Origin of the sequence: Neisseria bergeri (assembly GCA_003044455.1) — a bacterium.
GTDB lineage: Bacteria > Pseudomonadota > Gammaproteobacteria > Burkholderiales > Neisseriaceae > Neisseria > Neisseria bergeri.
The window spans coordinates 369144-380839 of sequence record POWY01000001.1 but is presented as its reverse complement, the minus strand read 5'-3'; the positions used below and the strand labels follow the sequence as shown (position 1 = coordinate 380839).

Here is an 11696-nt window from a genome sequence, read left to right as displayed (position 1 = left end):
GTCAATCAAATCTTGGCAGATTGGATTTGGCTTAAAAATTTCCGCGTCCGTTCGTGTTTGGGGTGGTCGAACAACTCTTTCGGGCTGCCTTGTTCGACAATAACGCCGCCGTCCATCACGACGACGGTCGTGGCAACTTCCAGCGCGAACTTGATTTCGTGGGTAACGACAACCATGGTCCAGCCTTCTTGTGCCAATTCCTTCATGGCATTCAACACGTCTTGCACCAATTCAGGATCGAGCGCGGAAGTCGGTTCGTCAAACAGCATCAGTTCAGGCTGAATCGCCAATGCTCGGGCAATGCCGACGCGCTGCTGTTGACCGCCGGAAAGCTGGTAGGGGTAGAGGTCAATTTTATCGCTCAAACCGACTTTTTCAAGCAATTTGACAGCCTCTTCACGCGCTTGGGCGGCAGGTTTGCCTTGTACGGCAACCGGCCCTTCCATTACGTTTTCTAACGCAGTTTTGTGCGGAAAGAGGTTGTATTGCTGGAACACCATGCCGGATTTACGGCGCAGTGCCAAGATATCGTGTTTGCTTGGTTTTTTAGAAAAATCAATGCTTAATGGCTGCGAATTGTCAAACTCGATTTGTCCGTCTTCGGGCATTTCCAACGCGTTTAGGCAGCGAAGAAATGTTGTTTTACCCGAGCCGGAAGGCCCGAGGATGACAACCACCTGCCCTTTGCCCACATCCAAATCGATGCCGCGCAAAATGGTGTTTTCGCCAAAGGTTTTGCGGATATTGCGGATTTTAATCATAACAACTCCTTATTTGGCGACATAGCGGTCGAAACGTTTTTCCAAACGCGCCTGAATCAGGAACAGAACCTTGCAGAAACACCAGTAAACCAATGCGGCTTCGATATAGACGGGCAGAAAATCGTAGGTACGGTTTGCCGTTTCCTGAGCGACGCGGAACAATTCCGTTACCGTTACGACCGCCGCGAGCGAGGTGTTTTTGAACAAACCGATAAACTCGTTGCTCAAAGGCGGCACGGCAACGCGGAATGCCTGCGGCGCGACGATGCGGTGGAAAGTCTGCATATAGGTCATACCGATGGAGAAACCTGCTTCCCACTGCCCTTTCGGCACGGACAAAATTGCCGCGCGTATGGTTTCGGAAGCATATGCGCCGACATTGAGCGAAAAGCCGATGATGGCGGCGGGAATCGGATCGATATAGATGCCGACGGAAGGCAAACCATAGAATACGATGACCAACTGTACCAACAGCGGCGTACCGCGAATGACGGAAATATAAAATTCCACCAATTTCAGCAGGATTTTCCGCATGATGCCGCCGGCGGGCATAATCCGCACCAAAGCCACGGCGATGGCAATCACCATCCCGATCAGGAACGACGCCACCGCCAGCGGCAGCGAGACTATAAAACCGGCCTTGACCATAGGCAAAAACGCGCTGACAATCATATCGGCGCGTGTTTCCGTCATAAACGGCAGCGAAACAAGGAAATTATTGAACACTGATGTCTTTTCCGAAGAATTGTTCGCCCAGTTTTTTCAACGTGCCGTCGGCTTTCAGCTCGTTGATTGCCGTGCTGAATTTCGCCACGGCTTCGTCATTGCCCTTGTTGACAATCAGACCGGAACCGACTTTTTCATCGGCAGGTGCGGACCAAACAATTTTCACGCCGGCATTCGGGTTTTTCTTCAGGTAGTCCAATACCGCCAATTCATCGTTCAAAGTCGCATCGGCGCGTTTTTGTTCAATCAGGGTCAGCGATTGTGCCAAACCGTCCACCGGTACGAGTTCCGCGCCTGCCGCTTTGGCTTTTTCGCCGTAGTTGCTGGTCAGGGATTGCGCGGTTTTCACGCCTTTAATGTCGGCTATGGATTTAATGTTGCTGTCGTTACGCGCGACCAAAACCGCACCGCTCCAGCTGTAAGGTTCGGATTTGTCGAATGTCGCTTGACGTTCGGGGCTGGTCAGGCCGACTTGGTTTGCCACCACGTCGAAACGCCCCGCCTTCAAACCCGCCATCATCGAATCCCATTGCGTTTCTTTAAATTCGACTTTGATGCCCAGTTTGTCGGCAACTGCGCGGGTTACTTCCACATCATAGCCGGTCAATTTGCCGTCTTTGTCGTGGTAGGTAAACGGTGCGTAAGTGCCTTCCGTGCCGACGGTAACCGTGCCTTTATTGTTGATGCGCTCGATTAAAGAACCGGAAACTGCCGATTGTGCAGGCGCGGAAGATGCTCCGCTGCCGCCTTCCGAACCGCCGCAGGCCGCCAAAACCAATGCGGCAATGCCGCCGAGTACGAATTTTTCCAACATCATCCTCTCCTGTAAAAAGTGTGCAAGTGCGGCATTCTAAGTGAAATTGCGGCAAACACAAAGAATACTTTTTTTATATGGTTATTCCAAACCAGAATGGGAAAGATATGCCGAAGCCGCCGGAAGCGGGAATAAAGGGGGCGGAAAAGGCGGCGGGCGGCACGAAACCGAAAAGCGGCATCAGGTACGCAAACGGCGGATTCACACACGCTGTTCCGGCAAAAATCCGCCTGCCGATTCGGTGCTATAATCCACCCGAAACAGATGACACCAAAAAGGAACATCATGAACACGCCCCAATCCGCCATCATTCCCGACCACGCCCAAGCCGGCATCTTTATCGAAGCCGACTTCGCCGCCAACCGCCTCAACGATATTAAAGCCGCCTGCCGCGCTTCGCTCGACGCGTTATCCGCCTTGAAAACCCGTTTTCCGGACGATATTCTGGGTCTGACCATCGCCTTCGGCAGCAAAGCCTGGAAAACATTCGGACATACGGGCGAAGGCAGTGAAATCAAACCTTTCCCCGAAATGGGCAACGGGCTTGCACCGTCCACGCAGCACGATATGTACATCCACATCCAATCCTTCCGCCAAAACGCCGCCTACGCGCTTGCCCAATCCGTTTTGGGCGCGTTCGGCGACAGCATATGCGTCGCGTCCGAAGAACACGGTTTGCGTCTGTATCAGGATCGCGGACTGGACGGTTTCGTCGACGGCACGGAAAACCCGCAGGGCGATGAAAACGTCCGCGAAGTCGCCATCATCCCCGAAGGAAAACCCGATGCGGGCGGCAGCTATGTCCTGCTGCAAAAATACCTGCACGATTTGAAAAAATGGGATGCTGTCCCCGTCGCCGAACAGGAAGCCTCGGTCGGACGCAGCAAGGAAACCAACGACGAATTCAGCCGCGATGTCCGCCTGCCTGATTCGCACCTCGGCCGCGTCAACCTGAAAGAAAACGGCATTGGTCTGAAAATCGTCCGCCGCAGCCTGCCCTTCGGCAAAATCAGCGGCGAACACGGTTTGATGTTTACCGCATACTGCCGCACGCTGCACAATATCGAAGCACAATTATTGAGTATGTTCGGCGACACGGACGGCAAAACCGACCTGCTGCTCCGGCACCTCTCCGCCGCCGTTTCGGGCGGATACTACTACGCGCCGTCTGTCGAACGCCTGCAAAACCTCTAAGCCGGACGATGCCGTCTGAAACCCTTTTTCAGACGGCATTTCCCGTTTTACCGTCCAACCGTTTTCATACACGCTATGTCCGCACCCATCCAAGCATTCGACCCGCTGACCGTCCCCATTTCCGGCACCAACCTGATTGAGGCCTCTGCCGGCACCGGCAAAACCTACGGCATCGCCGCCCTGTTTACGCGCCTGATCGTATTGGAACAAAAAAGCGTCGAGCGCGTATTGGTCGTAACCTTCACCAAAGCCGCCACCGCCGAGCTGAAAACACGCCTGCGCGCACGTTTGGACGATGTGTTGCAGGTTTTGGAAAGCAAAGAAATTGCCGAACTTGGAGACGGCGCGCTTTCAGACGGCATTGCCGCCTACTGCGCCGAACACCACAAAGGCGACACCTTCCTGCCCGCACTCTTGGAACAGGCTTTGCAAAAAGAGGGCCGGACGCGCCTGATTGTCCGCCTCAAAGCCGCCATCGGGCAATTCGACAACGCCGCCATCTATACCATACACGGCTTCTGCCAACGTATCCTGCGCGACTACGCGTTTTTGTGCCAAGCACCGTTCGATGTCGAACTGACCGAAGAAGACGGCGACCGCCTGCTCGTCCCGGCGCAAGATTTTTGGCGCGAACGCGTCAGCGGCGATCCGGTGCTTGCCGCATTGGCGTTTAAACGCAAAGCTGTGCCGCAAACCGTCCTTGCCCAAATCCGCGCCTACCTCTCCCGCCCGTACCTGAGTTTCCGCCTTCTGCAGGCGGATTTGCCGCAAGCCCGGGACGCCGCTTTGGAAAGCTGGCAAAACATTTGCGGAAATCTGGCTGAATTAAAAGAAACTTTTTGGCGCATCCACCACCTTTTAAACGGCAATTCGTATCGGAAAAACAGTTTTGCCGAACTGTTTGACGCGTTGGAACAAAAAGCCCTGTCGCCGGATTTGCCCTTTTTGGAGGCAAAGCTGCACGAACGGCTCTTGAAACTCTCGTCCGACAAACTCGAAGCTGGACTGAAAAAAGGCAAAACGCCCGATGCGGCAGTATTTGCCGAATTGCAGAAACTGGCAGACTTCGGGCGCGATTTGGACGCACTCGAAGAAGCGGAAGAAGCAACAATGATCCGGCTGCAACTGGATTTAATCGGATACCTCAACCGCAGCCTTGCCGAGATGAAAAAATCGCGCCGCGAACGCGGTTTCGACGACCTGCTGCTCGATGTCCACACCGCGCTGACCGACAATCCGCATGCCGAAACCCTCGCCCGCGCCGTTGCCGAAAACTGGGAAACCGCGCTGATCGACGAGTTCCAAGACACCGACCCGCTGCAATACGAAATCTTCCAAAAAATCTTCATCGCCCGAAACCGCCCACTGTTTCTGGTCGGCGACCCCAAACAAGCGATTTACAGCTTTCGCGGTGCGGACATTTACGCCTACCTTCAGGCGGCGGAAGACGCGCGGCACCGCTACACGCTCGCCACCAACTACCGCAGCCACGCCGCGCTTATCGGCAGCATCGGCGCGCTGTTCCGCCTCAAAGAACGCCCGTTCGTTTTGGAAAACATCGGCTATTCGGAAGTCGGCGCGGCGCGTGCCGAAAGCAGGTTGTCGCCCAAACGTCCTGCCGTACAGGTCCGTTGGCTGCACGAAAACGACAATGAAAAAGCCAACAAAGACGTTTTGCGCCGCCGTGCCGCCGACTATTGCGCCGACGAAATCGCCCGCGCGCTCAACGAAGCCGCCGGATGCCGTCTGAATTTCAAAGATCGTCCGCTGCAGTCGGGCGATATTGCCGTTCTGGTACGCACGCACAACGAGGCGGTGATGGTTTCCGCCGCACTGAAAAAACGGCAGGTGCAAAGCGTCCTGCTTTCGCGCGAATCCGTGTTCGCCTCGCCCGAAGCCGCCGCCCTGTCCGCACTCATCGGCTTCTGGCTCGAACCGCGCCGCGCCGGAACGCTGCGCTTTGTTCTGACAAGCAGCATATTCGGCTATGACGCGCAGCAATTGCACGACTTCAACCAAAACGAAAGCGAGATTTTGCATTGGGCGGAATCTGCCCGAACCGCACTCGACATATGGCAAAAATACGGCATTTTCGCCGCCATGCAGCAGTTTTCCCAAACACACGGCATCGAAACGCGCCTTTTAAGCCGGAACAACGGGCGCAGCCTGACCAATTATTTCCAACTGCTCGAACTGCTTGCCGCCGAAGACGCGCAAAACCGCAACCCCGCCGCGCTGCACAAATGGCTGCGCGACCAAATCAGCCTGGCCGGCAACAACGGCGGCGACAACCGCGCCATCCGTCTGGAAAGCGACGAAGACTTGGTCAAAATCGTTACCATGCACGCCTCGAAAGGTTTGCAGTATCCGCTGGTGTACTGTCCGTTTACGTGGGACGCGCAAGATACCAAGCCGTCCGACTGGCAAATCCTCCACCAAAGCGCAAACCGAACCGAACTCTTGGCAAAGGCGCAACTGTCGGAAGACGAACAGAAGCAATACGCCGACGAAGAAATGGCGGAACGCCTGCGCCTACTTTATGTCGCACTGACGCGTGCCGAGGAACAGCTCAACATCTACGCCGCCTATTCTTCCGATACCGCCGACAACCCCCTCGCCTACCTGATCGAAGGCTTGCCGCAAGACAGCCGCGAAACCGTCCGCCGTGCCTATGCGTGTGAAAAAGACGGCATTGCGATGCTCAAACGCAACTGGCGGCGCGTGGCGGACAACGCCCCTGACAGCACGGATTTCGCCTTCGCGGAAGATGCGCCGCCCCCTGCCGTATATTGCGGCAACGCCGATCAAACCGCCGAATTTGCCGCAAACAGCATTCCCGAACGCGTATTCCGATTTGTCCGCCACACCAGCTTTACCGCCTTAAGCCGCCATACCCAAACGCCCGACGGCGGCGAAGAAGATGCCTGCCCGTCCTTGGATGCCGCCGAAACCTCGGTACCGGCGATGCCGTCTGAAACGCCGACGGCTTCAGACGGCATATCGATACACGACTTTCCGAAAGGCACTCAGGCGGGGCTGTGCCTGCACGAAATTCTTGAAGATTTCAAATTCGGACAAGCAGCTGCCGAACAGGAAACCCTCATCACCGACAAGCTGAAAAAATACGGGTTTGAAGAAATATGGCTGCCCGCCGTTGCCGAAATGGCGGAAGCCTGCCGCAAAACGCCGCTGACGGGGGCATACGGCCTGTCCGACATCCCGCCCGAGTGCCGCTGTCCCGAAATGGGCTTTACCCTCCACACCGAAGACTTCGACCTCAAACGGCTGCGCGACTGGTTTGCCCGCGACGATGTCCGGCTGCCCGAAGTCTGCCGTGCCGCCGCCGAAACGCTCGACTTCCACACCGTCAACGGCTTTTTAAACGGCTTTATCGATATGGTCTGCCAAGACCCCGACGGCAATATCTGCATCATCGACTACAAGTCGAACTACCTCGGCGCGGACGCATCCGCCTACACGCGGCAGGCGATGGACGAGGCCGTCGCGCACCACCACTATTACCTTCAGGCACTGATTTACGCCGTTGCCGCCGCGCGCTACTTCAAACTGCGCGGACAACCGCCCGCCGCCGTTTCCGTCCGCTACCTGTTTTTGCGCGGCATAGACGGCAAAGGCGGCGGCGTTTGGCGTTGGGACATAGATGCCGCCGCTTTGGAACAGATAAAATAACTTCCCGTCCCTTAAGACGACAACCGCAGGAGAACCCTATGAATATCAAACACCTGATTACCGCCGCACTCATTGCCTCAGCCGCCTTTGCCGCACAGGCTGCCCCGCAAAAACCCGTATCCGCTGCCCAAACCGCGCAACATTCAGCCGTTTGGATCGATGTCCGCAGCGAACAGGAATTCAGCGAAGGTCATTTGCACAACGCGGTCAATATCCCCGTTAACCAAATCGTCCTCCGCATACACGAAGCCGCGCCCGACAAAGACACGCCGATCAACCTCTACTGCCGCAGCGGACGGCGTGCCGAAGCCGCCCTTCAAGAGCTGAAAAAAGCAGGTTATACAAATGTTGCCAATCACGGCGGTTATGAAGACCTGCTCAAAAAAGGGATGAAATGACGCAATGCCGTCTGAAAAGACAGGCTTTCAGACGGCATACGGCGTTCCGGCACTCGGCGCGGCGCGTGCCGCCCCGTCCGAAGCCTGACAAACAAACCGATAAGGAAAAAGGAAATACGATGAAGCACATACTCCCCCTGATTGCCGCATCCGCACTCTGCATTTCAACCGCTTCGGCACACCCTGCCGGCAAACCGCCCACCCAAAACGAAACCGCTATGACCACGCATACCCTCACCTCAAAATACAGTTTTGACGAAACCGTCAGCCGCCTTGAAACCGCCATAAAAAGCAAAGGGATGGACATTTTTGCCGTCATCGACCATCAGGAAGCGGCACGCCGAAACGGCCTGACCATGCAGCCGGCAAAAGTCATCGTGTTCGGCACACCCAAAGCCGGTACGCCGCTGATGGTCAAAGACCCCGCCTTCGCACTGCAACTGCCCCTGCGCGTCCTCGTTACCGAAACGGACGGCAAAGTACGCGCCGCCTATACCGATACGCGCGCCCTCATCGCCGGCAGCCGCATCGGTTTTGACGAAGTGGCAAACACTTTGGCAAACGCCGAAAAACTGATACAAAAAACCGTAGGCGAATAAACCCGTCGCCGACATATGGCGGATGGAAATCAAATGCACACGCCCCTCATTCCCGCGAAGTCGGGAATCCAAGCGGTTGGGTTGCCGTGATTTCCAATCATTGCCGAAACGGACGATTCCGGATTCCCGCCTTCGCGGGAATGACGGGCGTGTGCGTTTTTGCCATATCACAGGCAACTTTGCCGCAAATCTTATCTGTCGCCGGTATGCCTTCTTGTTTCAATCCGCCACAAACCAAATGCCGTCTGAACCTTCAGACGGCATTTCCTTTCAATCCCTATCTTCCCGACAAATATCAATGGCTTCCTGCAAACTCGAAACGCCGTAGATTTTCAGGTTAGGAAACTCTTTGGCGTTGCGCGGCATATTGGCTTTGGGAACGATGGCGCGTTTGAAGCCGAGTTTTTCCGCTTCTTTGAGCCGCTCTTGTCCGCGCGCGACGGGGCGGACTTCACCGCTCAAACCGATTTCTCCAAATGCAACCATTTTTTCGGGCAGCGGGCGGTTGCGGAAGCTGGAAAGCATCGCGAGGATGACTGCCAAATCCGCCGCCGGTTCGCCGATTTTGACGCCGCCGACGGCGTTGAGGAATACGTCTTGGTCGAAGCAGGCGATGCCGCCGTGGCGGTTTAACACGGCAAGCAGCATCGCAAGGCGGTTTTGTTCCAGTCCGACGGTGAGGCGTTTGGGGGTGAAGCCGTGTGCGTCATCGACCAATGCCTGAATTTCAACCAAAAGCGGGCGGCTGCCTTCCTGTGTAACCAAAACGCACGAACCAGGCGTGTCGTCGCGGTAGCTGGCAAGGAAGATGGCGGACGGGTTGGATACGCCTTTCAAACCGTTTTCTGTCATGGCGAACACGCCCAATTCGTTTGCCGCGCCGAAGCGGTTTTTGATGGCGCGTATCATGCGGTAGTTAGAATGCTGGTCGCCCTCGAAATACAGCACGGTATCGACCATGTGTTCCAGCACGCGCGGGCCGGCAATCGCGCCGTCTTTGGTAACGTGTCCGACCAGTATCATGGCGATGCCCATCTGTTTCGCCATGCGCGTCAGTTGGGCGGCGCATTCACGTACCTGCGACACGGAGCCGGGGGCGGAAGTGATTTGGTCGGAATACATGGTTTGGATGGAGTCGATGACGACGACTTCGGGCCGATGTTGTTTCAATGCCGTCTGAATCGCTTCCATCCGGATTTCGGCAAGCAGGTTCACGCCTTCGGTGGGCAGTTCCAAACGTTGCGCGCGCAGGGCGACTTGTTGGGCGGATTCTTCGCCGGAAACGTACAGCACTTTTCGGCTTTGTGCCATTTTGGCGATGGTTTGCAACAGTAGCGTGGATTTGCCGATGCCGGGGTCGCCGCCGAGCAGGATAACCGCGCCGTCAACCAAACCGCCGCCCAATACGCGGTCGAGTTCGCCCATGCCGGTCGGATTGCGCGGCACTTCGGTAGCGGTAACAGCGGAGAGGGACTGGACGGTCGAGGTATCCGCCGCCCAAGATTGGAAGCGGGCGTTTTTAGGCTCGGGCGCAGCAAGGCTTTCCTGAAGCGTGTTCCACTCGCCGCAATGCGGGCATTTGCCCTGCCATTTCGGGGAAGTGCCGCCGCATTCGGTGCATTGGTAAAGGGTTTTAAGCGTTTTTGCCATCGGTTTTCCCTGAATCTGAAAACAAAAATGCCGTCTGAACATAGGGACGGTTGGGATTGCGCCAATGCGGCAACGCCGCCGTCCTTATGTACTATCCGTACACGGCGGATATTGCCTCATTGCCTTATTTTTACCCCAACCGGCCATCTCTCGGCTTCAGACGGCATATCGGGCAGTTTCCTGCTGGCTTACCCGCCGTGATACTGCCGCGACAGCTCGTGTACGGTGTCGACTAAGATTTTGGCGTGTTCGGGGTCGGCGTGTTGGTTGATGCCGTGTCCGAGGTTGAAGACATGGCCGCTGCCGTGTCCGTAGTCGGCTAGGATGCGTGCGGCTTCGGTGCGGATGGATTCGGACGTACCGAAGAGGGCGGACGGGTCGAAGTTGCCTTGCAGGGCGACTTGGTTGCCGACGCGGCGGCGTGCTTCGCCGATGTTGCACGTCCAGTCCAAACCCAATGCGTCTGCGCCGATTTCCGCCATGCCCTCCAGCCACAGCCCGCCGCCTTTGGCAAACACGATAACGGGAACGCGTCTGCCTTCGCTTTCGCGTTTCAATCCGGCAACGATTTGGCGGATGTATTTGAGGCTGAATTCTTTAAACGCCGCATCGCTCAGGACACCGCCCCAAGTGTCGAAAATCTGCACGGCCTGCGCACCCGCGTCGATTTGGGCGTTGAGGTAGGCGGTAACGGCTTGGGCGTTGGTGTCGAGGATTTTGTGCAGCAAATCGGGACGCGAGTACATCATGGTTTTGATGGTGCGGAATTCTTTGCTGCTGCCGCCTTCGACCATATAGCAGGCGAGTGTGAACGGGCTGCCGGAGAAGCCGATGAGCGGTACGCGGCCGTCCAATGCTTTGCGGATGGAGCCGACGGCGTCGAAGACGTATTGCAGTTTTTCCATATCGGGAACTTGCAGCTTGGCAATGTCGGCTTCGTGTTGCAAGGCGCGTTCGAATTTCGGGCCTTCGCCTTCGGCAAAATACAGTCCCAAGCCCATTGCGTCGGGGACGGTCAGGATGTCGGAGAACAGAATCGCCGCGTCCAAATCGAAGCGGTCTAAAGGTTGGATGGTGACTTCGGTCGCCAATTCGGTGTTTTTACACAAATCGAGGAAACTGCCCGCTTTCGCGCGCGTGGCTTTGTATTCGGGCAGATAACGCCCCGCCTGACGCATCATCCAAATCGGCGTGTATTCGACGGGCTGTTTGAGCAGGGCGCGGAGGAAGGTGTCGTTTTTCAAAGAGGTCATGTGGGGCTTTCGGTTTGTTTGTAAAACAGGGAAGGAAAACGGTTTTCAGACGACCTTTGCGGCGGTTTCCGCAATGAAAGGTCGTCTGAAAGGGGGGGCGGACACATTTGCCTAGGTAATCATCAGTAGAGGATTAAACGGCAGCAGGTTTTCAGGGGGTTTCAATGGTGCGTTTATCTTCGATATGGATAACTTTGGGTTCTTCAGCATCACAATCGCGATGAGAGCGCCCTTCGATACCGATTTTGAAATCTTCATCCAATCCTTCTTCTTTTAGGATTAGCGTAAAAATTTCGGGATGATGGCATGAAACGGCATATCCATCGCCACTATCTAAAGTGATAATGCCAAAATCTGCAGAAGGTGTTCCTATTTGAACCTTGCCCCATTTGCTTAACATCTCTTTAGCTTGTTTCGCCAAATCTTTTTCCGGTTCAAGTAAAATGACGCAAGTCCCATTTTCAAAGAGCACCCAAGATTTTTCGTTTCCATTAATGCTCTTTTTCCAAACATCAATTAACTTTTGGCGATAAGCAGGCGTTCCAATTTCAAATATTTCTTTCTTTTCCTTAAAGGAATCTGAAGATCCCATCAAATTCTCCCAGATAAAG

Annotated in this window: 12 protein-coding genes; 5 read left to right on the top strand and 7 right to left on the bottom strand. The window is 55.5% G+C overall.

All coding sequences use genetic code 11. From position 1 onward, the window contains the following. Positions 1–5: 5 nt before the first annotated feature. The 4 genes from DBY86_RS02185 to DBY86_RS13895 form a co-directional block, all read right to left on the bottom strand. The gene (locus tag DBY86_RS02185; RefSeq protein ID WP_107818725.1) at positions 6–761 is read right to left on the bottom strand and encodes an amino acid ABC transporter ATP-binding protein; all 756 of its coding nucleotides are present in this window, start codon (positions 759–761) and stop codon (positions 6–8) included. Between the two features lie 9 nt (positions 762–770). Next, entirely contained in the window at positions 771–1487 is a 717-nt protein-coding gene (locus DBY86_RS02180) for an amino acid ABC transporter permease (RefSeq protein WP_199901015.1), read from the bottom strand. Beyond that, positions 1477–2304: an amino acid ABC transporter substrate-binding protein gene (locus DBY86_RS02175; RefSeq protein ID WP_107818724.1), complete on the bottom strand. Its 828-nt coding sequence runs from the start codon at positions 2302–2304 to the stop codon at positions 1477–1479. Before DBY86_RS02175 ends, DBY86_RS02180 begins: the two co-directional genes overlap by 11 nt. 70 nt (positions 2305–2374) lie before the next feature. Continuing rightward, on the bottom strand, positions 2375–2506 hold the full coding sequence (locus DBY86_RS13895; RefSeq protein WP_300906408.1) for a hypothetical protein: 132 nt from the start codon (positions 2504–2506) through the stop codon (positions 2375–2377). Positions 2507–2586: 80 nt separating this feature from the next. Here DBY86_RS13895 and DBY86_RS02165 point away from each other — a divergent pair, with 80 nt between their 5' ends. The 4 genes from DBY86_RS02165 (at position 2587) to DBY86_RS02150 (ending at position 8182) form a co-directional block, all read left to right on the top strand. Then, positions 2587–3495, top strand: a complete 909-nt coding sequence (locus DBY86_RS02165; RefSeq protein ID WP_107818722.1) for a Dyp-type peroxidase — start codon at positions 2587–2589, stop codon at positions 3493–3495. Positions 3496–3570: 75 nt separating this feature from the next. Further along, positions 3571–7185 carry an exodeoxyribonuclease V subunit beta gene (gene recB, locus DBY86_RS02160; protein ID WP_107818721.1) on the top strand — a complete coding sequence of 1205 codons (3615 nt, stop codon included), beginning with the start codon at positions 3571–3573 and terminating at the stop codon, positions 7183–7185. A 38-nt stretch (positions 7186–7223) separates the two neighbouring features. Then, positions 7224–7583 carry a rhodanese-like domain-containing protein gene (locus DBY86_RS02155; protein WP_107818720.1) on the top strand — a complete coding sequence of 120 codons (360 nt, stop codon included), beginning with the start codon at positions 7224–7226 and terminating at the stop codon, positions 7581–7583. A 119-nt stretch (positions 7584–7702) separates the two neighbouring features. Continuing rightward, a complete protein-coding gene (locus DBY86_RS02150) occupies positions 7703–8182 on the top strand; it encodes a DUF302 domain-containing protein (RefSeq protein WP_107818859.1) in 480 nt (159 codons plus the stop codon). A 270-nt stretch (positions 8183–8452) separates the two neighbouring features. Here the strand turns inward: DBY86_RS02150 and radA are convergent, their stop codons facing one another. Further along, positions 8453–9832: a DNA repair protein RadA gene (gene radA / locus DBY86_RS02140; protein WP_107818719.1), complete on the bottom strand. Its 1380-nt coding sequence runs from the start codon at positions 9830–9832 to the stop codon at positions 8453–8455. A 27-nt stretch (positions 9833–9859) separates the two neighbouring features. Between radA and DBY86_RS12845 the strand changes: the two genes are divergently transcribed. Beyond that, entirely contained in the window at positions 9860–10033 is a 174-nt protein-coding gene (locus tag DBY86_RS12845; RefSeq protein ID WP_159068534.1) for a hypothetical protein, read from the top strand. On the opposite strand, the gene hemE is transcribed toward DBY86_RS12845, so the two are convergent. Continuing rightward, positions 10021–11085: a uroporphyrinogen decarboxylase gene (gene hemE, locus DBY86_RS02135; protein WP_107818718.1), complete on the bottom strand. Its 1065-nt coding sequence runs from the start codon at positions 11083–11085 to the stop codon at positions 10021–10023. The genes DBY86_RS12845 and hemE overlap by 13 nt on opposite strands. Positions 11086–11236: 151 nt before the next feature. Then, positions 11237–11677 carry a hypothetical protein gene (locus DBY86_RS02130; protein ID WP_002222725.1) on the bottom strand — a complete coding sequence of 147 codons (441 nt, stop codon included), beginning with the start codon at positions 11675–11677 and terminating at the stop codon, positions 11237–11239. Between the last annotated feature and the right edge of the window lie 19 nt (positions 11678–11696).

Coding starts and splice junctions, on each gene's coding strand:
- DBY86_RS12845 (WP_159068534.1), top strand. CDS start 9,860: ATGCCGTCTGAACATAGGGACGGTTGGGATTGCGCCAATGCGGCAACG.
- DBY86_RS02185 (WP_107818725.1), bottom strand. CDS start 761: ATGATTAAAATCCGCAATATCCGCAAAACCTTTGGCGAAAACACCATT.
- hemE (WP_107818718.1), bottom strand. CDS start 11,085: ATGACCTCTTTGAAAAACGACACCTTCCTCCGCGCCCTGCTCAAACAG.
- DBY86_RS02130 (WP_002222725.1), bottom strand. CDS start 11,677: ATGGGATCTTCAGATTCCTTTAAGGAAAAGAAAGAAATATTTGAAATT.
- radA (WP_107818719.1), bottom strand. CDS start 9,832: ATGGCAAAAACGCTTAAAACCCTTTACCAATGCACCGAATGCGGCGGC.
- DBY86_RS02150 (WP_107818859.1), top strand. CDS start 7,703: ATGAAGCACATACTCCCCCTGATTGCCGCATCCGCACTCTGCATTTCA.
- DBY86_RS02155 (WP_107818720.1), top strand. CDS start 7,224: ATGAATATCAAACACCTGATTACCGCCGCACTCATTGCCTCAGCCGCC.
- DBY86_RS02165 (WP_107818722.1), top strand. CDS start 2,587: ATGAACACGCCCCAATCCGCCATCATTCCCGACCACGCCCAAGCCGGC.
- DBY86_RS02175 (WP_107818724.1), bottom strand. CDS start 2,304: ATGATGTTGGAAAAATTCGTACTCGGCGGCATTGCCGCATTGGTTTTG.
- recB (WP_107818721.1), top strand. CDS start 3,571: ATGTCCGCACCCATCCAAGCATTCGACCCGCTGACCGTCCCCATTTCC.